The organism is Devosia sp. XK-2 (assembly GCF_037113415.1).
In the GTDB taxonomy this organism is placed as follows: domain Bacteria; phylum Pseudomonadota; class Alphaproteobacteria; order Rhizobiales; family Devosiaceae; genus Devosia.
On the sequence record NZ_CP146608.1, the window covers coordinates 1066066 to 1088966 of the forward strand.

Consider the following 22901-nt stretch of genomic DNA (forward strand, 5'->3'; position numbering starts at 1 on the left):
CGCGGTTGAGGTCGCAAGGGTGTGGGCGAACAGTTCGGATGTCGCGAACAAAGAATGGTCTTGAAACATGTTGCGCTGGTTTGAATCACGACTCGATCCCTATCCGAAAGGCGATCCGGTCGAGCCCCCCAAGGGTCTGCTTGAGTTCTGTCTGCACTATAGCCACGGCGCCAAGCGCTGGCTGGCATTGATGGCGTTTTCCGCGGCCCTGGTGGCCATTGGCGAAATCATCGTCTTCGGTTTTATCGGCGATGTGGTGAATTGGCTTGCCGGCGCCGATCCGGCCACGTTCATTCAAACCGACGGCTGGAAGCTGGCGCTGATGGGGGCGATGATCGTCATCGTCCTGCCCGCGATCATGCTGGTCTCGACGCTCACAATGCATCAGACCTTGCTGGGCAATTTCCCCCAGCGCATCCGCTGGATGGCCCACCGATATCTCATCCGGCAGTCGATGAGCTATTTCCAGGACGAATTTGCCGGCCGCATCGGCGCCAAGCTGATGCAGACCTCCCTCGCCGTGCGCGAAGTGGTGATGAAGCTGCTCGACATGCTGGTCTATGTCGTCGTCTACTTCACCGGCGCAGTGATCCTGGCGGCCTCGTCCGATTGGCGCCTGGCCATCCCCTTCATCGCCTGGCTGGCGGCCTATGTGTCGATGATGATCTATTTCATCCCGCGCATGGGCAAGATTTCCCAGGCGCAGGCCGATGCGCGCTCCATGATGACCGGCCGCATCGTGGACAGCTATACCAATATCGCCACGGTCAAGCTGTTCAGCCATTCCAACCGGGAAGAGACCTATGCCAAGGAGGCCATGGACGGCTTCCTCGACACTGTCTACCGGCAGATGCGCCTGTTCACCGTGCTCAACATGCTGGTGCTCTGGTCCAATGCGCTTCTGCTGTTTTCGGTTGGAGCGGTGGGTATCTGGCTCTGGATGGGTGGCTTCATGACCCCCGGTTCGCTAGCCGTTTCGCTGGGCCTGGTCATGCGCTTTCAGGGCATGAGCCAGTGGGTGATGTGGGAGATGTCCTCGCTGTTTGAGAATATCGGAACGGTCAAGGACGGCATCAATTCCATCTCGTTGCCGCGTGTCGTGCAGGACAAGGCCGAGGCCCAGCCTTTGCCCCGGGTGAACGGCGACATCCGCTTCGAAAATGTCGCCTTCCACTATGGCAAGAGTTCCGGCGTCATTTCCGGGCTGAACCTGCATGTCCGCCCGGGCGAGAAAATCGGCCTTGTGGGCCGCTCGGGCGCGGGCAAATCGACCATCGTCAACCTGCTGTTGCGCTTCTACGACCGGGCCGATGGCCGTATCCTCATCGACGGTCACGACATCGGCGGCGTGACGCAGGACAGTCTGCGCGCCAATATTGGCGTTGTGACCCAGGATACATCGCTGCTGCACCGCTCGGTTCGTGAAAACATCCTCTATGGTCGCCCAGACGCGACCGAGGAGATGATGCGTCAGGCCGCCGAACAGGCCGAGGCGGCGGACTTCATCGAGACCCTCACCGATCCACAGGGCCGCAAGGGCTACGACGCGCATGTGGGCGAGCGGGGCGTCAAGCTCTCCGGCGGCCAGCGCCAGCGCATCGCGATCGCCCGGGTGCTGCTCAAGAATGCGCCCATCCTCGTGCTGGACGAGGCGACCTCGGCGCTCGATTCCGAGGTTGAGGCCGCCATCCAGGGGCAGCTGCAGATGCTCATGGAGGGCAAGACCGTCATTGCCATCGCCCATCGCCTGTCCACCATCGCCATGATGGACAGACTCGTCGTGCTCGACAAAGGCGAGATCGTGGAGCAGGGGACCCATGCCGAACTGGTCGACAGCGGTGGCATCTATAGCCAGCTCTGGGCGCGCCAGTCGGGCGGTTTCCTCGATGCCGAGCAGTCCGTGGAGGCGGCGCAATAGTTCAAAAAAAAGGGGCGGAACTTCGGTTCCGCCCCTTAGCCGACCGAGCGTCCTTCCAGGCGGCTCAGCGAGCGCTCGCGCCTCAGATAGTCGTCCAGCTCGGCGACGGCCATGGGGCGGCCGAAGAAATATCCCTGCATGACCGAGCCGCCCAGCGACACCAGCGTCCGCAATTGCTCCTCGGTTTCGATGCCCTCAAAGACGCAGGAAATGCCCAGATTGCGGCAAAGGTCGATCATTGTTTTGACGATGGCGCGGCTCGCTATGTCGTTGGGCACCTCGGCTACAAAGCTGCGGTCGATCTTGATCCGGTGCAATGGAAGCTGCTGCACATGGGTGAGGCTGGAATGTCCGGTGCCGAAATCGTCCAGCGCGATCCGGGCGCCCAGGCCAAGCAGTGTCAGGAGCGACTGATTGGCCTGCTGAAGGTCGCGCATGGCGGCCGTCTCGGTAATTTCGAAATCGATCCGGCAAGGCCCGGCCTTGCGGTCGATCAGGGCCACGATCTGCTCTATGGCGGTGGTCGACCCGATATCGTTGGCCGAAAGATTGACCGACAGGCGAATGCTGGGCGGCAGGATTTGGCTGATCGCCAGCGCCTGGCGCAGGACGCATTGGGTGATCTTGCTGATGCGCCCCGTCCGTTCGGCCATGGGAATGAAATCGCCCGGCGAGACCTCACCCAATTCCGGGCTGCGCCAACGCGCCAGCACCTCAAAGCCCGTCGTGGCTCCGAGCGATACGTCATATTGCGGCTGCAACACCACATAGATTTCATCATCGAGATTGGCCGAATGCAACAGGTGCTCCATATGGCGCACTCTGTTGATCTCCCTGGCATGTACCTCGGAGAAGACGACGGCGCTGCCGCGCGCCTCCCGCTTGGCCGCCGACAGGGCATAATCGGCGCGATCAAACAGGCACTCGGCCTTGTCTCCAAGCTTGGACACGGCAAAACCTGCCGAAGCGGTCAGGTGAATGACACCGCCGGGCTGTTCGAAAGACAGGCGCATCGCACCGCAGAGAACGTCACCGGCATGGGCCAGCGTCTGGCGATCCACCGGGCCTTCAAAGATCAGGCCGAATGTATTGCTTTCCAGCCGGGCCACGAGCGTATCCGGCCGCCGCAACGAGTCCAGCCGCCGCGCCGCTTCTACCAGAACGCGGTCGCCGGCCAATTGCCCAAAGATCTGGTTGATCGACTTGAAGCGATCCAGATCGATCCGCGCAACTGCAATCTCGCGCCCTTCGGCCTCGGCCCTGAGAAGCGCGTCGCTGAGATGGCGGTCGAAGCTGCGGCGGTTGGGCAGGCCGGTCAGAGCATCGCGAGTGGCCAGGCGATGGTTCTCCTCGCCCAACCTTTGCGTCTCCAACTGGCGTTGCACAATGGCGCTGCGCGACGCGACCAGATCGGCAAAATCGCGCGAATTGCCCAGCAGGATCATCAGCAGCACGGCCACCACGATGATCATGTTGATCGCGACGGCCACCAGCGTTTCCTGTCCCGATCCGATGAAGAACACGGTGAATGGGCCAAGCACGCAAAGACCCACGGCCAAGGCCGCGACGCGTACATGCATCAGGCAGAACATGCAGCCGATTGTGGTGACGCCCATATAAAAGGCGATCTGCGATTGGAGATAGGCATCCCCATAGGGAAACAGGGCGAAGCTCCACGCCGTAAAACCAATGGCCAGCGCCGCGCCGATCCAGATCATTGCGCGCAGATGGATGCGCGCCTTGTCCAGGTCCAGGACCCTGTGTCGTCCGCGCCACCACAGGACCATGCGCACTGCGCAAAATGTGGCCAATACACCGGGGATATAAAGGGTCAGTTCCACCGGCGCTACGGCCAGATGCGTCCACGCCACGATCAGCGTATTGGACACCAGCATGATATACATCAGAGGCACCTGGCCGCTGAGCGCGCGCCACTGGGCGAGGACGAGTTCAGGCGTTTCGGCCGGCGTCGACACTATTTTGAAGATGCGTCGGATCATCGACATCGCGCTCGCGTTTCGTGCAGCGAGACTAGTCGGGCAAATACTAATTTATTTGTAAAAACGTTTTCGGCGGCGGCTGGTCCGGCAAGGGCCGTCACGCATGCTCGCGCGTGGGCCTGATTTCAACGGCGCCAGGGGCGATTTGCCCTGCAACGTTGCATTGAAATCGATTGCAGGCGCTGCTATTGGCCATTGCGCTTCGGCTTTCGCCGAATTCGGAGGAGACGTCCATGGCCATCGCCGTTCACAATTCCGCCCTCGATCTGGGCGGGGAATTCACCTTGACCGCGAAGGCGCACGGCATCGAGACGAGCATGGTTCTGCCCGGCGATGTGCATCACGCCCTATTGGCCGCAGACCTGATCCCCGATCCCTATTTCGGTGAAAACGAAAAGATGGTCATGTGGGTCAATGAGACGGCCTGGAGCGTCGAGCGCCGCTTCACGGCCTCCAGCGCGGACATCGATGGCTATCTGACCCTGACACTGGCTGAGGTCGACTGCATCGCCACGATCTTCCTCAATGGCGAGGAAATCGCCCGCACCGACAATAGCTTTGTGCGCAACGACATTGACGTCACCGGCAAGGTGCATGCGGGCGAAAACACGCTGCGTATCGACTTCGACATCGCCCCCGATGTCGCCAAGGCGCGCGCCGACGCGCATCCCTTCCCGATCCCGTTCACCAAAAACTACCAGACCAATGGTCTGGAGGGCATCCACATGAACTTCATCCGCAAGGCGGCCTGCCATGCGGGATGGGATTGGGGCATCTGCCTGATGCCGATCGGCGTCTATGGCACCATGAGCCTCAGGAAGTCGCGCCTGGCACGCCAGGAAAGCATCCAGGTCGATCAGGCTCATGGCCAGAACGCGGTCGAACTCTCGATAAAGACTCGCCTTTTCGCCTTTGCTCATGGGGAGGTTGAACTCGAGCACAGCATTGACGGCCAGGTCATCACCGACAAGGTCGTGGTGCAAAAGGGCGAGAACGTCTTCACCCGCAACGTTACCATTCACAGCCCCCGCATCTGGTGGCCGGCGGGGCAGGGCGAGCAGCCGCTCTATGACCTCGTGACCAATGTCGAGGGAGAGATCACCACCCGCAAGATCGGCCTGCGCGATCTCAACTGGGTCGTAGAGAAAGACGAAATCGACCACTCCTTCAAATGCCGCATCAATGGCCGCGACATTACCATGATGGGCGCCAATTGGATCCCAGCCGATGCCATTCCCAGCCGCGCCACGCCGGCTGTGGTGCGGGACCTGCTCGAAAGCGCCAAGGCGGCGAACATGAACATGCTGCGCATCTGGGGCGGCGGGCAGTACGAGCCGGACTGGTTCTACGATCTGTGCGACGAACTGGGCATTCTGATCTGGCACGACTTCATGTTCGCCTGCATGAGCTATCCATCGGACCGGACATTCCTCAAAAGCGTCGAGACCGAAATCACCCAGCAGGTGCGGCGCCTCAGCCATCACGCCTGCATCGCGCTCTGGTGCGGCGATAACGAGGTTATCGGTTCCCTCGATTGGTATCCCGAGACCAAAGCCGACAAGGAACGCTATATCGCCAATTATGACCGGCTGAACTCGATGCTGCACCGCATCGTCGAGGATGAGGACCCGGCCCGCCGTTTCTGGCCGTCCTCACCCTCGCTGGGCTATATGGATTTCTCCGATGGCTGGCACTCGGACACGCGCGGCGACCTGCATTACTGGGATGTCTGGCACTCGGCCAAGAGCTTTGAAGCTTACCGCACGGTCAATCCGCGCTTTGCCTCCGAATTCGGCTTCCAGTCCTTCACCTCGATGAATGTCATCGAAACCTTTGCCGAGGCAAAGGATCGCAATCCGTCTTCGCCGGTTATGGAAAACCACCAGCGCAATGCCGGTGGCAATGCGCGCATCCTCGAAACCATGACGCGCTATTTCCGCTTCCCGCGCGATTTCGACCAGATGGTGTTCCTCTCCCAGATCCAGCAGGGTCTCGCCATCAAGACGGCCATCGAATATTGGCGCTCCACCAAGCCGCGCTGCATGGGCACGCTCTATTGGCAGATCAACGACATCTGGCCGGTGGCAAGCTGGTCGAGCCTGGACTATGGCGGGCAATGGAAGCTGATGCACTATATGGCGCGGCGCTTCTTCCTGCCGGTCAATGTCGTCGCAGTGCCGCAGATCACGACGGTGCAGACCAATTCGCGCGGCACGCCCGTCGAAGGTCAGCTGCCCGACCAGATCGCCCTGCGGGCCATCAACGATACGGGCAAGCCGGTGTCGATCGCGCTGGAAGTTCTGGCGGTGAAGGTAACCGGTCAAAGCCGTACCGTTTTCTCAGGCAACTCGGCCGTCGGTCCAGATGCCGCCATCACCGTCACCGAGATCGCCTTCGGCGAATTGGGCGAAGATGAGTTCCTCTATTTCATCTGGAAGGACGCGCAGGGCAATATCTTGGGCGAAAACGATTATTTCCCCAAACCCTACAAGGCCTATGAACTGGTCGGCGCCGACATTGACGCCAAATGGTCCGATCGCGACGGTCGGGCGGTGCTGACGGTGCAGTCGGATAAACCGGCTTTCTTCGCCACGGCCAGCGTTGATGTGCCCGGCTATTTCTCGGACAATTCCATCACCCTGCTGCCGGGCCGGCCGGTGGAGCTGACCTTCATCCCGCGCCATGGCGCTTCGGTCAGTGCCGCAGACCTGACGGGATCGCTGAAGCTGCGGCATCTAGCCGAGACGTTTTAATAGGCTTCCATACAAGAATATGCCGCCCGGTCATTGACTTGGGCGGCGCTCTTGTTCAGCTTGTTCGGCGGCCGCACATCCTCGTGGCCTCTGGATCTATGAATGTCTCGTCCCTATGCGCCGCCCGCCGAACAGCGTTTGCTGGGCATCGGCCTGGCCCTTGCCGCCTATTTCATGTTCACCGGCATCGACTCCTCCGCCAAATGGCTGGGCATGGTCGGCATCTCCTTCGTCCAGATCGTTTTCCTGCGCTACGCCATCCACCTGGTTCTGGTCGCCACCATCCATCTGCCACGCCATGGCCGGTCCATGGTCCGCTCCGCCAATCTGAAGCTGCAATTCTTTCGGGCCCTCGCTTTGCTGGGCGCCACAGGGTGCAATTTCCTGGCGGTGCAATATCTGCCGCTGACTGTCACCGGCTCCATAGCCTTCACCGTGCCATTGCTGATCTGCGCGCTGTCGGTGCCGCTGCTGGGTGAGCAGGTAGGCTGGCGCCGCTGGAGCGCAATCGCGGTCGGCTTTCTGGGTGTGCTGGTGATCGTGCGCCCCGGCACGGACGCGTTCCATCCCGCCACGCTTCTGTCGCTTGCAGCGGCGCTCAGTACCGCTTTTTACATGCTGCTGACGCGCAAGGTTTCGAGCTATGACAGCGCGGCGACGAGCCAGTTTTACGTCGGCATTTTCGCAACGGTTTTCCTGTTGCCGGTGGTGCCCTTTTTCTGGTCGTTTCCAACCACGCCCGATGGCTGGTTCGTCTTCTTCTCCATCGGCGTCTTCGGTTTCGTCGGACACCAGCTCATCACCGTAGCATCCAGCCTCGCACCGGCCACGGTTCTGGCGCCGTTTTCATATTTCCAGATATTCTTCCTCGCTGCGGCAAGTTGGATCATCTTCAACCAGCCACCCGATATCTGGCTCTATGTCGGCGCACCGATCGTCATCGGCTCCGGTCTCTATATCTGGTTGCGCGAACGGCGACTGGCCAAGCCGGAGACGGTGGTGGTCTCCGAGCGCTGATTTTCGTCCACTTCTTCGAGCGGCCTGGCGCAGGTTGCATCACCATGGGTGATGAGCCGGGCGCTGCGTTGCCCGGTCAGGTAAATCCACAGCCAGCTCATCGTGATGAAGATGCGTGTGCGCGTTTCGATCAGGAAATAGATATGGGCAAAGCCCCATAGCCACCAGGCCAGCCAACCCGTGACCTTGGTGAAGCCGAAATCGATCACGGCCGAACTCTTGCCGATGGTCGCCAGATCCCCGGCATGCTTGTATCGGAATGGGTCAGGCGTTTGGCCATTGAGCTTCTGCTCGATCGCGTGGGCGACATATTTGCCTTCCTGTTTGGCCGCGGGAGCGACGCCCGGAACCGGCTTGCCATTGTCCTGCATGACGCTGGCCACGTCGCCAATCACGTAAATATTGTCCAGCCCGGCAACGGACAGGTCCGGTCCAACCGTCACCCTTCCGGCGCGGTCACCTTCTATGCCGAGCCATTTGGCCACCGGCGAAGCGGCAACGCCTGCGGCCCAGACGACGGTATGCGTCGCGAGGCGCCTCTCGCCATAATTGACACCCTCGGCATCGACTGCGCTGACCATCTGCCCCAGCTCGACCTCCACGCCCATTCGTCTCAGCGCAGCAAGCGCATAATCAGACAGGTCCGGGGCGAAGTTGGGCAGCACCCTTTCCCCGCCTTCGATCAGCACGACCCGCAAATCGCTGGGCTCGAGCGAATTGAACTGCCCCCTGATGCTGGCCCGCCCCAATTCGATGATCGCCCCCGCCATTTCCACCCCGGTCGGGCCGGCGCCGATAATGGCGAAGGTGAGCAGGGCGCGCCGCCGGTCGGGATCGATTTCCCGCTCGGCCGCTTCCAGGGCCAACAGCAATTTGCGCCGGATCGCCGTGGCGTCCTCGACCGTCTTGAGGCCCGGCGCGAACCTTTCCCATTCGTTGTGGCCGAAATAGGCGTGTTGAGCCCCGGTCGCCAATACCAGGCTGTCAAAGGGTTCGGGCTCGCCATCTTCGAGCAGTACGTGGCGTTGTTCGATATCGATCCCGATGACCGTGCCCATCAGCACACGAACATTGTTCTGGTGCCGCAGCAGATGGCGGATGGGCCAGGCTACTTCCGAAGGGCTCAACGCGGCTGTCGCGACCTGGTAGAGCAGCGGCTGGAACAGATGGTGATTGCGCCGGTCGATCAGTACGATCTCGACACCGACGCGCGCTAGAGCCTTGGCCGCCGCCAGCCCACCGAAACCGCCACCCACGATTACGACACGATGTCTGCGAGTGGTCATGGCAGTCTCCTTCGGCTTTGGCCTGTCGGACGGTGATCTAGGGCACGACGCGCGATCGCCACCTCTTTACATAGTCATCCAGCCCCTCGGCCTGCAGTGGCGCCAATGCATGGCTGCCACCAGTCTTGGGCAGTTGTCCACCAAACAACAGGCTGGCGCCCAGGCTGGTTCCAGTGGCGTCGCCCGACGCCGCTACCGGTACGCCGGTCAAATAAGCGAGCATCGCTCCAAAGAGCCGGTTGCGGGCCAGTGGCCCCTCCAGCGTGATAGAGCGCCCAAGGCCGCACAGATCCAGGCAGGCTCGCGCCATAAGGGCCAGATAGAGCGAGGCGGCAGCCGTCCGCTGTCGGGGCGTCAAACTGTCTGGGTCCACGGTCCAATTGCCCGCCCGTTCGCCAAAGGGCCCGACGCCGGGAACAAAGGACGGCAATGCCTGCACATCATTGTCGATAACAAAGGTTATGTCGGCCCGGCTCGGTTCTGTAATCTCGGGCACCAGCACATCGAATTCGCGTCCACCCATGAAGCGCGCGGTCGGCACGGCGCGGCCGAAGGCATCTACATTGGCCAGGCTGTCCTTGCGCGGATCGAGCGCGGCTGTGCCGCCGCCAACCGTCATCAGGATCGACCATGTGCCGGTCGAGACGATGGTGAAGGGCTCATCATGCTGCCCCAGATGCGGCACCAGCGACGCATTGGAGTCATGAATGCCGCAGGTCACCGGCGTCGTTGCCAGCAGGCCGGTTTGTGCGGCAATCTCTGGGCGCAACGTGCCGATAATGGAGACCGCGGGCCTGACCTCGGGGAACAATGCCCGCCAACCTAGCGCCTCCACCATAGAGGAAAAATCGCCCCGATCGGGCGCCCAAAGATCGGTGTGGCAGCCCAACGAGGTGACCTCGCTTGCCAGCACGCCCGTCAGCCGCCAGGCCCAATATTGGGGGTAGGGGACAATCGCGGTAACCGTCGCGAACTGCTCGGGAAACCGCCGCGATTGCCAGAATAATTGCGTCCCCCAATTGAGGCCATTGGGCAGGCGCGGCGAGAGACTTTCCGCAAAGTCCGGGCGCACCCGGTCATATTCGCCGGACGTTTCCTCCGGTCCGTCGAACTCATAATCGAGCACTGGCAGCGCCAGTTCCTCGCCGGTAAGCAAAGCCCCCGTCGCCCCGTGGGTGGTAATCGAAATCCCGTCAATGCCATGTTCGGCGTGCAGGGCGGTTAGCGCACCACAAATAAAGGTCCACAGGCCCTCGACATCGGCATGCGGATAGAGCCCTTCCTTACGGATAGTATTGGGGCGTCCAAGCGAGGTGACCTGCTGTCCTGTCCTGGTGTCGATCAGGACGACCTTGGCATTGGTTTTGCCAATATCGATGACGGCGACGTGGTGGGGAATGGTCTCGGTCATGGCAAGCCCGCAAGAACAGATGTTGCGGCTTTAGCCCATTTTCCGCCACCATGCCACCGCTGACATGTTAGTTCTATTTCACCACGAGCACCGGCAGTTCGGTATGGGCCAGAACCTCGGCGGCCTGGCTGCCCAATAGCAAGCGCCCCAGCCCCCGCCGCCCATGCGAACCCATAACGATGAGATCGGCATTCACCTCCTTGGCCGCTTGCAATATGCCTTCGGCGGCCGGACTATTGGCCACATGCATGCCAGAAATCTTGCCACCTGCTTCGCCGGCGATCTTGTCTGCATCCGCCAGAATGGCTTTCGCCGATTCCGCCTTGGCTTTGTCGAGATCGGCAATAATGGCGCTGGTATCGACCATCATGATTTCGGCGCCCGGCGCCACGATGATCGAAGGCTCCGTCACCGTTACCGCGGTAACCTTCCCACCCGTCTTGGCGGCTAAGGCCACCGCATGACGCAGGGCCTTGCTGGACAGGTCCGAACCATCGACACCACACACGATATTGGAATACATGGCGAACTCCCTTGACGCTTAATGTGCTCACACACTGACACAACGCAAGGGCAGGGACTTTGATCCAAATCAGTTGGCGCATTGCGCCAGCGCGACTTCCGATCTATTTCGGACCATGACGAAACGGCGGCGATGCCGCCCTGGCCCGTAAAACATGGAGCTTTCGCCTGTGCAGCAGCAGGTTGCAGAAATCGCGACCCCTCTGGAACGCGCTCGGCGTTTTGCCATCGCGCCTATGGGCGGTACTTAACTGGCGCTTCACCTGTGGGCAGCGCACTAGCCGTCGGCGATAGAGCCCCCGGACGGGCAGGCCAGCAGATTTGCGCACGGGCGTGGCGCGCAAACGGGGCACTGGTGTTTGACCTTTTCGGCATGCTAATCTGGTCTTGACTACTTAGTCTTTGGCCGCCCGCCGCTGACAGGTTGAAGAACTGCACCGTATCTGTGCACCACAAGACTTCCGTTCCCGAGACTTAAGGCCAGGCGCCGCGGCTATCCGTTCAAAGCTCTAGAGAACGCCGATGCTTGAAGCCGAGATCGCGACAACGACCGCACTGCCAGCTGCCTCCGCTCCAAGCGATCAGGCGACGAATGCGCGCCGCGTGCAGATAGATGGCCTGAGAGCTCTGGCCATGGTCGGGGTGCTCTACGTCCATTTCTGGAACAATGATCCGCTGACTGAGCATTTGCGAGTGTCGCTGTTCTTCGTGGTGAGCGGCTTTCTGATCACCCACATTCTCTATAAGGCCAAGTTGAGTGGTCGAAAGGTAAACGTCGCCAATTACTATGCGCGGCGGGCCATCCGATTGTTTCCCGCCCTCCTGGTGCTGGTACTCTTCGCTCTCGTCTTCGACATGGACGGATTTCGGGCCAGCTTCGGTTGGCACTTGCTGCAATTGTCCAATATCTACTTCTCTCTCACTCAGAGCACAAAGCCCTGGATCGCTGGACATCTGTGGAGCCTGAACGTTCTGGAGCAATACTACCTAATCTGGCCGCTGGTCATTCTATTGCTTCCCATTCAGCGGATTTATGTCGTGGTTCTGGGGATCCTTGTTGGAACGATCTTCCTGAGGGTTAATGGCGGTCATCTTGGGGTCAACGGCTGGTGGACCTTCTTCGTGTTCTCCGCCGACCCGATCGCGGCGGGCGCGCTAGCCTATCTCCTCACGACCAACGCCAAAGTGGCGGAAGTCCTGCGCTCCCAGCCGGCATTGCTAGCCAGCATTGTCGTACTGGCATCCCCCCTGTTCTTGTGGGAAGGCTTCGGGCACTCCGAGACATACCGCCTCCTTATGCAGCCCGCCCTGTGTGCGATCGTGGTGGGCGCCTTCCATGGCTATGGCGGCCTCATCGGCTGGGTGCTTTCAAACCCGATCGTCCGATTTCTGAGCACCATTAGCTACGGTGTCTACATCTACCATCTGATGGTTTGGTGGCTCGTCGTTCAGGTCGTGCCGGAGCTTTTCGTAACGGACCCCCGAACCTTCGTGGTCATTTCAGCACTTTCGATCTTGCTGGCGACTGTCTCCTGGTACGCGATTGAAGAGCCAATATCCCGCCTCAAAGACAAGTTGCCGACCACGACGTCGCGGACAGGCACCCATCCCTGATCCTCCCCACAGGGGCGGGATGACCGATCAAGGTGGTCCGCCAAATCCTGCAAATAGATAGCCTTGGCACATTTTTGACTTGTTTCTATTGGCATGACCAGCAAGGCTACGTCGCCTGAACCGAGCTTGCGGAGAAATTTCGGGAGTGTCCGGTGGGCAAAGAAATCGCGACGGACCTGTCGAGTGGGATATTGCGGTCTGCACGCTGAAGTTGAATGAAAATGAGTCCGCATACCACAGAGGCCGACCGTGCCAGCTCGTACAATCTCGCCGTAGATAAATGATTGCTAGAAATAGGAAATTCTCCGTCGCGCCCATGATGGACTGGACGGACCGGCATTGCCGGTTCCTGCATCGCCTGCTCACGCGCCACAGCCTGCTATTTACCGAAATGGTCAATTCCGGCGCCATTGTGCATGGGGACGCTGAACGCCACCTGCGCTTTGACGATGTCGAGCATCCCGTTGCCTTGCAATTGGGCGGTTCGGACCCGGCCGAACTGGCCGAGGCCTGTCGCATTGCGGAGAGCTTCGGTTACGACGAGATCAATCTCAATGTCGGCTGCCCCTCCGATAGGGTGCAATCGGGGCGCTTCGGCGCTTGCCTCATGGCCGAACCGGAATTGGTGGCCGATTGCGTACGCGCCATGCGCGACGCCACCGACCGTCCCGTAACGGTCAAGTGTCGCATCGGTATCGACGACCAGGATACTGAGGAAAGCCTGGACCGCTTCGCCGATACCATGGTTTCCGCCGGTGTCGATGCGCTTTATGTGCATGCCCGCAAGGCCTGGCTCAAGGGTCTGAGCCCCAAGGAAAATCGCACCATTCCTCCGCTCGATTATCCGCGTGTCTATCGGCTTGGTGCGCGTCTTGCGCCGCTCCCCACCATGATCAATGGCGGTATTGAAACGCTGGAGGCAGCAGCCGAGCATCTGGGGCATATGGATGGCGTCATGCTTGGTCGCGCCGCCTACCACAATCCCATGCTGTTGGCCGAGGTGGATGCGCGCTTCTTCGGCGACACAAGGGCGGTGCCCGATCTGGCCGCTATCATGGCTGCCATGGCTGACTATGCCGAGGCTCAGCAGCGCCAGGGCGCCCGGCTCAATGCCATTGCCCGGCACATGCTCGGCCTCGCAAACGGGCGTCCGGGCGCGCGTCAATTCCGCCAGATCATGAGCGTGGATGCCTGCCGGCCCAATGCGGGGCCCGAGGTTTTTGCGCGCGCCCTCGACGCGGTCGAGCGAACCCCGCTTCCTGCCGCGGTCTGAACCGTCCTCTCCTACACCATCAATTGTCGGCGCCGACGCCGGCATTGCCCCATTGTGTCATGTGAATAGTGCTTTCGTTTTGTTTCGTTTTGTTTCGCCATATGGTATAAGCGAGCCTCATATGAGCTGCTGAATCGGTTCAGCAGCGCTGGGGGAGCTTCTCAAATGAAAATACGAAATCGTCTGTTTCATGCGGGATGGGTCATCATCCTGCTTGGCGCACTGCTTGCGCATTTCATCCAGACTTCTGGCGGCATCACCATTCGCGATCTCCGCTTTAACGGCGAGAATGGCCAGGTCCTGAGCGGCCTGCTCTATGTGCCGCCCGGCGTCTCCGCCGAAAACAAAGCGCCGGCCATCCTGGCCGTGCATGGCTACTTCAACAGCCGCGAGACCCAGGATGGGTTCGCCATCGAATTTGCCCGCCGCGGCTATGTCGTGCTGGCGCTCGATCAGGGCGGGCACGGCTATTCCGATGCCCCGGCCTTCGCCAATGGCTTTGGCGGTCCAGGAGGATTGGCCTATCTGCGCTCGCTCGATTTCGTTGATACCGACAATATCGGCCTTGAAGGCCATTCCATGGGTGGCTGGACGGTCCTTGCCGCTGCGGCCGCCATGCCGGACGGATACAAGGCAATCGTGCTGGAAGGCTCCAGCACCGGCGCACCCTTCGCCAAGGAAGGCGACACCACCTGGCCGCGCAACCTGGCCGTCGTCTTCTCCAAGTTCGACGAGTTTTCCGGCTTCATGTGGGGCGTCGAACGCGCCCAGGACATGCCCGAGAGCGCAAAACTGCAGACGGCTTTCGGCGTCACCGAACCCGTCGTGGTTGGCCAGGTCTATGGTTCCATCGAAGACGGCACCGCCCGCATCCTGCACCAGCCCAATACCACCCACCCGGGCGATCACTTCTCGACCGAGGCCATTGGCGACGCCATTGCCTGGTTCGACCAGACCCTGGAAGGCGCTCAGCCCATCCCGCCCGGTGACCAGATCTGGCTCTGGAAGGAAATTGGCACGCTGATCGCGCTAATTGGCTTTGTTGTGCTGCTGGCCGGTGCCTTTGACATGCTGCTGCGCAGCCAGGCCTTCGCCCATCTGCGCAAGGAGCCCGCCGGCACCGCCTATGCCAAGCGCAGCGGCAAATGGTGGCTGCATTTCGCACTCGCCACCCTCATCCCGGTATTGACCTATTATCCGTTCTTCTACTGGGCCACGCTGGTCTTCCCGGCCTCCGCCATCCTGCCGCAAAGCTTTACCAGTCAGGTTGCGCTCTGGGCGGTCCTCAACGGTCTCATCATCTTCGCTCTGGGCTTTGTGTTCAAAGGCGACAAGGTCGAGGGCCGCGGTGATATCTGGGGATCAGTCCTGATCGCCCTGGCCACTGTGGGCATTGGCTATATTGCCGTTATCGCCACCGATTTCCTGTTCAAGGTGGACTTCCGCTTCTGGGTGGTGGCACTCAAGCCGCTCGACCTCGTCCGCACCAAGATCGCGCTTGTCTACCTGGTGCCGTTCACCGTCTATTTCGTCCTCGCCCTGCGTGGCCTTCACACAGGCCTTTCGGTGCGCACCGATAGCCGCCTGGCTCAATACCTGTCCAACGTGGCGGTGATGATCGTGGGCTTCATCCTCTTTATGGGCCTGCAATATCTCACGCTGCTGTTCACGGGCCACCTGTTCAGCGCCAACGAGCCGTTAAACACCGTGATCGGCATGCAGTTCGTGCCGCTCCTGGCTATCGTCGCGTTCCTTTCGACCTTCGCCTGGCGGCGCACTGGCAGCTATCTACCGGGCGCGTTCATCAACGCGCTGTTTGTCACCTGGTACATTGTGAGCAGTCAGGCGATTCAGTTCGCCGTTAGCTGATCGGCAATCTGACGAGACGGAAAGGGCCGGTCCTGCGACCGGCCCTTTTTATTGGCGCGCGCCGTGACTAGTCGACCAGTTCGAGCGAGTTCTGCGTTACCGAGTAGCGGCTGAGTGTTTCTAGAAACGTCATGCCGAGCAGGCTGGTGTCCAACGCACCCTCAGCGGCCACGAAGGCGGTTAGATTGCGCCGGGCAATGCCGCCCACCTCGACACTGTCCAGCCGCGCCCGGGCGGCCAGCCCGCGACCATTGGCAGTCGAAACCGGCACGGTATAGCGCAGCCCCTCGACATTGACGCCCGCCGCCTGCGCATCGGCAATGGTCAGCACGATGGCGCTGGCGCCGGTGTCGAAGATCATCGGCGTTGTATGGCCATTGATCGAAGCATTGACCTCGAAATGTCCGCTCATGCCACGCCGGAAGGTCGCCGTGCCCGCTTCGCTGTCCACGAGCGCGACGCTGGGTTGAAACTCGCCGGCAACGCGCCCGACCACCCCCAGCAGTTCATCGCGATAGGCATAGGTGACCATCGCCACGCCAAAAAGACCCGCCCACAGCATCAGGCCGCCAAGCAGCTCGGAGGCCCGATGGCGGCGCGTAAACAGCCCGCCTGCAAAGATGATGAGCAGCACAAGCAGCGGCATCAATTGGGCCGTCTGCATCTGTGTCAGGCCAATAAGGCTGCCGGCATCGGCGCTGATCAGCAGCACGATACCCGCGGCGACGATCAACGCGATGCCGATAAAAATCATGTGCCTGCTGCCCTCTTGCCTATCTTCAGGATTAAGGGCGCCGCCGCGTCAATTTCAAGGCGTCAGGCGAAGATGAGCAGAACGGTGAGCGCGGCGATTTCCCCAAGGCCCGCCGCGGCCCCGATCAGGTCGCCGGTTTGTCCGCCCACCAGCGCGCGGCAAAGTGCTGTCCAGCCCCACACGACCAGCCCCACCGCCAATACGGCGGCGATGACGCCCAATAGGCTCGAAGCCGGTGCGCCAATCACGAAAACCAGCAGCAGCGCCAATACGGCGCCGATTGCGAAACGTGAGGCGGGCAACGCACCCGCGGTGGCCGATGCGCCATCGGCGCGCGCCGGGGGTAGGGCAACGGCTACCCACAATGCGCCGGACCGCCCGGCAATATTGGCCGCCAGCCATAGCCCTGCCGCCGCCAGCGGGTTCAGCGCTGCAATGCCGCCAATGGCGGTGACACGGAGCACCAGAAACAGGCATAGCGCCGCCACGCCAAATGTGCCATGGCGGCTGTCCTTCAAAATTTCGAGGCGGCGTTCGGGCGTCGAGCCCCCGAACAGCCCGTCCGCGGCGTCGGCCAGCGCGTCCTCCATCATGCCGCCCCCCACCATGACCATGGCGGCGACAGCCAGGGCCGCCGCAAAATAGCCTGGCAGGCCCAGCCATGTGCCCCCCAAAAGCGCGACCGGGCCAATGCCCATGATGACTGAGGCGAAGGGCAGCGCCATGGCCATTCGCCCCAGTTCGGGCTTTTCATGGGGCGTCTCCCCGGTCGGCAAGCGGGAAAAGAACCGCAGCGCCATGATCATATCGTGCTTGAGGCCCAGGCTGCGCCCGGCTGGCGTCGGGCGATAGGTGTCGCGGCTGCTATCGTCTATCCGGTCACCTGCGCCGGATTCCGCCCGCTCCTGGGTCAATTGCTTTTCGCTCCGTTATGGGCAACAAGACCCCGCCTTCCTACCATATCGCGCCGGACCTGCCATGCCACTCAATCCCGTCTTCGCCGACATTGTCGAACTGCTCGTGGCCGTGCCCGATGGCGATGAGAAGGCCGTCGAGGCGATACGTGAACGAGACGCTCAACTGACCAAGCCGCCCGGCTCTCTGGGCCAGCTCGAATATCTGGTCGAGTTCCTGGCCCGCTGGCAGCATCGCGCCAAGCCGCGTCTCGATAATCCCATGGTGACGATCTTTGCCGGTAATCACGGCGTGACCGATCAGGGCGTTTCTGCCTTCCCGCGCGAAGTGACCGCACAGATGGTTGCCAATTTCACCAATGGCGGCGCGGCCATTTCGCAGATCTGCGGGCTGCACGAGATCAATCTGCGCGTCTTTGAACTGGCGCTGGAACTGCCGACCGGCGACATCACGCAGGAACCGGCTCTCGACGACCAAATGTGCGCGGCCACCATCGCCTATGGCATGGAGGCGGTTGCCGGAAAACCCGATCTGATCTGCCTGGGTGAAATGGGCATCGGCAATACCACCATTGCTGCGGCCATATATGCGGCCCTATATGGTGGAAATGGCGCCGATTGGGTCGGCCGCGGCACCGGCGTCGATGACGAAGGCTTCAAGCGCAAAGCCGACGCCGTTGATCGCGCCCTGGCGCTCCATCGCAGCGCGCTCGATCACCCGCTGGCCATCCTGGCCCACCTCGGCGGCCGCGAAATCTGTGCCATGCTGGGCGCACTGGTCGCCGCTCGCCACCAGAAAGTGCCCGTCATTATCGACGGCTATGTGGCCACGGCGGCTGCTGCGATTGCTCATGCCATCAATCCCGCGGCCATCAATCACTGCCTGTTCGCCCACGTCTCGACCGAAGGCGCCCACGCCGATGTGCTGGCCCGTATGGGGCAGACCGGTCTGCTCGATCTGGGCATGCGGCTGGGCGAGGGCAGTGGCGCGGCTCTTGCCGCGGTCATGGCCAAGACGGCCCTGCACCTGCACAACAATATGGCGACCTTCCAAAGCGCCGCCGTCAGCGGAAAGTCCGCCTAATCCGTTATATGCTTGGCCACGAAACCCTCGGGCCCCGGCACAACCGAGAGCAGGTCAATCTTCATCTGGTTCCGGAACCGCCGCACCGCCGCAGTGCCAAGCCGGGTGAGAGTCTCCACGTCCTGCTGCTCCAGCGCCACATTGAGCGCAGCATGCTCAACCAGGAAATTGAGAATGTAACCCTCAGCCATCTCCTGGCGCTGCTGATCGTTCAATGCACGAAAATTGGCATCATTGGCGAAGGCTTCGGCCAACTGCTTCTGGACGGGGCGGCTGTCGATCTCGAGGGAATAGGCGCCATTGGCCGCGACCCAGTTGAGGATCCAGTAGGCGGTCAGCGCGTCGGTCACATTATTGGTCGTCAGGCCATCGGGCGCGACGAGCTCCTGCCAGATTTCGGTTGGAGACCGTTCGGAAAAAGCCGCCAGCAGGCGGTCGCGGGCGTCCGCGCCCGCAGACCAACGGACGCTCGACAGAAATTCGCGCTGTATTCGAGCCGACAAGGTCGGAGACGGCCGGTAGCTGGTGTCGAAAAGCGCTCCGGCCGCATCGCCGGCCTGGGGTGCCACGTCCTGCGCGACCGCCCCTGCGGGCACCGCAAACAGCAGAACGGCAGTCAGAATCGCGCGTATGGTCATCGGCCCTCCGGGGCGTTCGATCCTCACCGCGATCACGGCGAAAATTCGGCAGGCGAGCCAGGCAGCGTCCTTCAGCCGGCTTCCGAATAGATCTCGAGCTTGTTGCGCTTTTCAACCACCGGCGCCAGCGCATCCATCACCCGGGCACGCGGGAAGGTTGCGATCACTTCGGTGCCGAAGCGGAGTTTGGAGTAAAGGTCGAAGCGGCCCTGGTGCAGATCCATGATTTTCTGGACGATCGGCAGGCCGAGCCCGGCGCCTTGCTCTGCCGTTTTTTGCGCCAGCGAGCCCTGACCGAAAGACGACAGAACCGTCTCGATCTCGCTTTCGGGAATGCCCGGACCATTGTCCTTGACCGAGATGAGCTGCCCGCCATCGCCGCTGCGCTGCACCACCAGCACGACCTTGCCCTGTTGCGGGGTGAACTTGATCGCGTTGGACAAAAGGTTCAGCACCACCTGGCGAATGGCACGTTCGTCGCCCCAGATCTTTGGCAGATTGTCGCCGACGCTGAAGACCAGGTCGATATTCTTGGATTTGGCGCGCAGCTCCATCATCCGGCGGCAGTCGGCGGCGATATCGACCAGCGAGACGACTTCTTCATTGAGTTCATATTTGCCCGCCTCGATACGGCTGAGATCGAGCAGTTCGTTGATGAGGTTGAGCAGATGCTGGCCGCTGGCGTGAATGTCGCCAGCATATTCCTTATATTGCGGCACCTGGTGCGGCCCCAACAACTCGGATTTGAGCACCTCGGAAAACCCGATAATGGCGTTGAGCGGCGTGCGCAATTCGTGGCTCATCGTTGCCAGAAACTGGCTCTTGGCGATATTGGCCTGCTCGGCATGCCGCCGGGCCTCGTCGGACATGTTGCGCGCTTCTTCCAGCTCATAGATCAGCGTGTCCTTCTCGGCCTGATGGCTGATCGTTTCGAGTTCGGAGTGATGCAATTGCCGGGCGAGATAGACGAAAAATATCTCGCCACAGATGGCCACCGCCGCCAGCGTATAATTGAGCGTCCCGCCCAGCGCGATCAGCGAGATCGATACGGTGATCGTGACGGGCAACGTGCTCATCAGCGTGGCCGGGGGCAGGGTATGAGTGGCAATGGCATTGCTGGCGATACTGACCAGCACCATGGCGAACATCACCGGCGCCAACGCTTCGGGGTCAGTCACAAAGGTAAAGAGGGCCAGAAGCGAGAGGGCCACACCCCCGATGCTTTCGGCAGCAACGAATTTGGTAGTCCAGCGTGCTGCATTGAACTTGGCCGGGTCGGTGCCCTTGAAACGCCGCGCCGTCACCACGACCACCAGAAGGCTGGTGATCACCAGGCCCGCCCAAATCGCGGTGACCATGATCGGGACCCAGAAACTGGCCACAATGGCCAGAATGCAGACAATTGCTGCCATGGGCAGCGCCGCCCCGATGCGGGAATCGGCATAGTCATGCATGAGTTCGAAATCGAAGTCAGCCCGCGTGCCTGAGCTCGACGTCAGCCGCTGGCGGGCTTCGAGCACCGCTTTCTGTGCTGTTCGCTTGCCGTCGCGTCCGGGGCGTGCACGGACACTGGTGTCGTGGACCGACATGGAAAACTTACTCATTACTCAATGATGCGAACAAGAACGCGCTCGCGACGCTCACCGTCGAACCTTAGGGGCGCCGTGGTTAACAGGGGATGAAATCGTCGCGCGATTGTCCCGTGTTTCGCGCCATTGTGCCTGGCCGCAAAGATAGCGCTGGCTCAACGGCGCGAGACAGGGTTAAGTAAGGCCTGCAACTTTCGATCAATTGCAATGAGCAATAATATTGCGCCATCCTCGCTGGTATGGCAGTTGTGGTGGTGCGCGCGGCTGCAAAATGCGCTCGACGTAAAATCTGATTTCAAAGGCTCGAAATGGCATTGGACAAGATTGACCGGAAAATCCTGACCCTTCTGCAGAAGGATGCGACCATGCCCGTGGCCGAGATCGGCCGTAAGGTTGGCCTCAGCACGACGCCTTGCTGGCGGCGTATCCAGAAGATGGAAGAAGACGGGATCATCCAGCGCCGCGTCGCCGTGCTCGATCCGGCAAAGGTCAATGTGGGCGTGACCGTTTTTGTCTCGGTCAAAACCAATGAGCACAACGACGCCTGGATGCGCAAATTTTCCGGTGTCATCGATGAATTCCCCGAAGTGGTGGAATTCTATCGCATGAGCGGCGATGTCGACTATCTTATGCGCGTTGTCGTGCCTGATATCGGCGCCTACGACGCCTTCTATAAGCGCTTGATCGGCAAGATTAATTTGACCGATGTCAGCTCGGCCTTCGCCATGGGCCAGATCAAATATACCACCGCCTTGCCGCTCGATTTCGCGATCATCTCCGACGACGACAAATAGGCATCGTCCATGCTGCTCGGCTTTGAGCATATCGGGATGACGTCGGGCGATATGGACCGCACCATCGCCTTCTATTGTGGCCTTCTGGGCCTGCATCTTGTCCTGCGTAAGCCCAATGAGGGCGGCGAGCTGGCATTTCTCGATGCTGGCGGCGGCATGCTCGAAGTGGTGGCACCCAAGGGCGGAGCAGGGCGGTTTCGCGATGTGCCCATGTCAGAGGCGGGGATGCGCCATCTGACCTTGGCCTATGACAATGTCGATGAGATGATTGAAATGCTTGCCCAGGCGGGCGTCGAAATCGCCGAGGCGCCGCGCGACGCCTATAATCCCGAAATGATCCGCCGTGTCGCCTTCGTCCGGGACCCGGATGGCGTTCTGGTCGAATTGATCGAGCGCGCTCCGCAAAGAGTGGCTTAGCCGCCGGTAACGCTCATATGACGAGCCACTGCCGGTGCGTCATGCGTCCGGTCCAGTATGAAGTCATGCCCCTTGGGCTTGATGATCATGGCGTGATCGAGCGCCGCGTCCAGCGCCGCTGGCCCGCCGTTTCGCCAGGCGTCGCGCAGATTGACCTGATCATCCTGCCCAAGACAGAGGAAAAGCTGGCCGGTCGCCGTCAGACGAACACGATTGCAGCTTTCGCAGAAATTGTGGCTCATGGGCGTGATAAAGCCCAGCGTGCCGCCCGTTTCTGCCACATGCACATAGCGGGCAGGCCCGCCGGTACGCTTGTCCAGCTTGGTAAAGCCATAGCGCTGAGAGAGCCTGTCATGCAGTTCGCGCAGCGGCAGATAGGTGTCCACCCGGTCAATGCCCACCTCGCCCAGCGGCATGCCCTCGATCAGCGTCAGGCCCATGCCGCCGCCATGGGCCCATTCCATCATGGTCTCGATCTCGTCGTCATTGACGCCGCGCATGGCCACCATGTTGATCTTCACAGCTAACCCCGCCGCCTGGGCGGCGCCGATGCCGGCAAGCACATCGCCCAAACGTCCGCGTCGGGTTATCTGGGCGAAGCGGGCCTCGTCGAGCGTGTCCAGCGAAACATTGATCCGCCGAACGCCGGCCGCGAACAGCCCGTCGGCATGCTTTTGCAACTGGCTGCCATTGGTGGTGATAGTCAATTCGTCCAGGCCATTGCCGATGCGCCCACCCAGGCTGCGCACCAGGGCCATGATATCGCGCCGAACCAGCGGTTCGCCGCCGGTCAGCCGGATCTTGGTGGTTCCCCTGGTAATGAAGGCATTGGCGATGGCCTCCACTTCCTCAAAGCTCAGAATGTCCTTCTTGGGCAGGAACGTCATGTCTTCGGCCATGCAATAGACACAGCGGAAATCGCACCGATCCGTCACCGAAATACGCAAATAGGAAATGCGTCGGCCAAAGCTGTCGATCAGGGGGCGCTGTGGAGTGGACGAGACGGTCATGGGCGCAGTGTAGCGGGCCGGCGCGGCCAGGCAAAGCG

At 61.1% G+C, this 22901-nt stretch carries 18 protein-coding genes and 1 pseudogene; 9 read left to right on the forward strand and 10 right to left on the reverse strand.

Annotated elements, in window-relative coordinates; translation table 11 throughout:
* Positions 1-67: 67 nt before the first annotated feature.
* Complete coding sequence (locus V8Z65_RS05165) at positions 68-1918, forward strand: ABC transporter ATP-binding protein (RefSeq protein WP_338722990.1); 1851 nt, start codon at positions 68-70, stop codon at positions 1916-1918.
* A gap of 35 nt (positions 1919-1953) precedes the next feature.
* Here the strand turns inward: V8Z65_RS05165 and V8Z65_RS05170 are convergent, their stop codons facing one another.
* Positions 1954-3918, reverse strand: a complete 1965-nt coding sequence (locus V8Z65_RS05170; RefSeq protein WP_338722992.1) for an EAL domain-containing protein — start codon at positions 3916-3918, stop codon at positions 1954-1956.
* A 233-nt stretch (positions 3919-4151) separates the two neighbouring features.
* Here V8Z65_RS05170 and V8Z65_RS05175 point away from each other — a divergent pair, with 233 nt between their 5' ends.
* Both V8Z65_RS05175 and V8Z65_RS05180 read left to right on the forward strand, forming a co-directional pair.
* Positions 4152-6671 (forward strand): glycoside hydrolase family 2 protein, encoded by a 2520-nt coding sequence (locus V8Z65_RS05175; RefSeq protein WP_338722993.1) that lies wholly within the window; start codon positions 4152-4154, stop codon positions 6669-6671.
* A gap of 102 nt (positions 6672-6773) precedes the next feature.
* Complete coding sequence (locus V8Z65_RS05180) at positions 6774-7688, forward strand: DMT family transporter (RefSeq protein WP_338722994.1); 915 nt, start codon at positions 6774-6776, stop codon at positions 7686-7688.
* On the opposite strand, the gene V8Z65_RS05185 is transcribed toward V8Z65_RS05180, so the two are convergent.
* From V8Z65_RS05185 to V8Z65_RS05195, 3 genes are all read right to left on the reverse strand, one after another.
* Positions 7625-8974, reverse strand: a complete 1350-nt coding sequence (locus V8Z65_RS05185; protein ID WP_338722995.1) for an NAD(P)/FAD-dependent oxidoreductase — start codon at positions 8972-8974, stop codon at positions 7625-7627. The genes V8Z65_RS05180 and V8Z65_RS05185 overlap by 64 nt on opposite strands.
* 37 nt (positions 8975-9011) lie before the next feature.
* Positions 9012-10385 (reverse strand): FGGY-family carbohydrate kinase, encoded by a 1374-nt coding sequence (locus V8Z65_RS05190; RefSeq protein ID WP_338722996.1) that lies wholly within the window; start codon positions 10383-10385, stop codon positions 9012-9014.
* Positions 10386-10458: 73 nt separating this feature from the next.
* Positions 10459-10908, reverse strand: a complete 450-nt coding sequence (locus V8Z65_RS05195; protein ID WP_338722997.1) for a universal stress protein — start codon at positions 10906-10908, stop codon at positions 10459-10461.
* A gap of 521 nt (positions 10909-11429) precedes the next feature.
* Between V8Z65_RS05195 and V8Z65_RS05200 the strand changes: the two genes are divergently transcribed.
* Positions 11430-12521, forward strand: coding sequence for an acyltransferase (locus V8Z65_RS05200; protein ID WP_338722998.1), 1092 nt, complete (start codon positions 11430-11432; stop codon positions 12519-12521).
* 32 nt (positions 12522-12553) lie between these two features.
* Here V8Z65_RS05200 and V8Z65_RS05205 read toward each other — a convergent pair.
* Positions 12554-12754: pseudogene (locus tag V8Z65_RS05205) on the reverse strand (pyocin activator PrtN family protein); the annotation flags it as partial.
* Positions 12755-12801: 47 nt separating this feature from the next.
* Here V8Z65_RS05205 and dusA point away from each other — a divergent pair.
* Together dusA and V8Z65_RS05215 are read left to right on the forward strand one after the other, a co-directional pair.
* On the forward strand, positions 12802-13794 hold the full coding sequence (gene dusA, locus V8Z65_RS05210; protein WP_338722999.1) for a tRNA dihydrouridine(20/20a) synthase DusA: 993 nt from the start codon (positions 12802-12804) through the stop codon (positions 13792-13794).
* A gap of 165 nt (positions 13795-13959) precedes the next feature.
* Positions 13960-15663, forward strand: a complete 1704-nt coding sequence (locus V8Z65_RS05215; protein ID WP_338723001.1) for an alpha/beta fold hydrolase — start codon at positions 13960-13962, stop codon at positions 15661-15663.
* Between the two features lie 67 nt (positions 15664-15730).
* Here the strand turns inward: V8Z65_RS05215 and V8Z65_RS05220 are convergent, their stop codons facing one another.
* Both V8Z65_RS05220 and V8Z65_RS05225 read right to left on the reverse strand, forming a co-directional pair.
* The gene (locus V8Z65_RS05220; RefSeq protein WP_338723002.1) at positions 15731-16417 is read right to left on the reverse strand and encodes a TIGR02281 family clan AA aspartic protease; all 687 of its coding nucleotides are present in this window, start codon (positions 16415-16417) and stop codon (positions 15731-15733) included.
* A 62-nt stretch (positions 16418-16479) separates the two neighbouring features.
* Entirely contained in the window at positions 16480-17331 is an 852-nt protein-coding gene (locus V8Z65_RS05225) for an adenosylcobinamide-GDP ribazoletransferase (protein WP_338723003.1), read from the reverse strand.
* Positions 17332-17395: 64 nt separating this feature from the next.
* On the opposite strand from V8Z65_RS05225, the gene cobT reads away from it, so the two are divergent.
* Positions 17396-18415, forward strand: a complete 1020-nt coding sequence (cobT, locus tag V8Z65_RS05230; RefSeq protein ID WP_338723005.1) for a nicotinate-nucleotide--dimethylbenzimidazole phosphoribosyltransferase — start codon at positions 17396-17398, stop codon at positions 18413-18415.
* On the opposite strand, the gene V8Z65_RS05235 is transcribed toward cobT, so the two are convergent.
* Both V8Z65_RS05235 and V8Z65_RS05240 read right to left on the reverse strand, forming a co-directional pair.
* Complete coding sequence (locus V8Z65_RS05235) at positions 18412-19053, reverse strand: DUF6683 family protein (RefSeq protein ID WP_338723007.1); 642 nt, start codon at positions 19051-19053, stop codon at positions 18412-18414. The genes cobT and V8Z65_RS05235 overlap by 4 nt on opposite strands.
* A 71-nt stretch (positions 19054-19124) precedes the next feature.
* Positions 19125-20657: a HAMP domain-containing sensor histidine kinase gene (locus V8Z65_RS05240; protein WP_338723009.1), complete on the reverse strand. Its 1533-nt coding sequence runs from the start codon at positions 20655-20657 to the stop codon at positions 19125-19127.
* Between the two features lie 299 nt (positions 20658-20956).
* On the opposite strand from V8Z65_RS05240, the gene V8Z65_RS05245 reads away from it, so the two are divergent.
* Both V8Z65_RS05245 and V8Z65_RS05250 read left to right on the forward strand, forming a co-directional pair.
* Positions 20957-21436 (forward strand): Lrp/AsnC family transcriptional regulator, encoded by a 480-nt coding sequence (locus tag V8Z65_RS05245; RefSeq protein WP_338723010.1) that lies wholly within the window; start codon positions 20957-20959, stop codon positions 21434-21436.
* A 9-nt stretch (positions 21437-21445) separates the two neighbouring features.
* Entirely contained in the window at positions 21446-21853 is a 408-nt protein-coding gene (locus V8Z65_RS05250; protein WP_338723011.1) for a VOC family protein, read from the forward strand.
* Here the strand turns inward: V8Z65_RS05250 and moaA are convergent.
* The gene (gene moaA, locus V8Z65_RS05255) at positions 21850-22863 is read right to left on the reverse strand and encodes a GTP 3',8-cyclase MoaA (protein WP_338723953.1); all 1014 of its coding nucleotides are present in this window, start codon (positions 22861-22863) and stop codon (positions 21850-21852) included. The two genes, V8Z65_RS05250 and moaA, sit on opposite strands and share 4 nt — an antisense overlap.
* Positions 22864-22901: the final 38 nt, after the last annotated feature.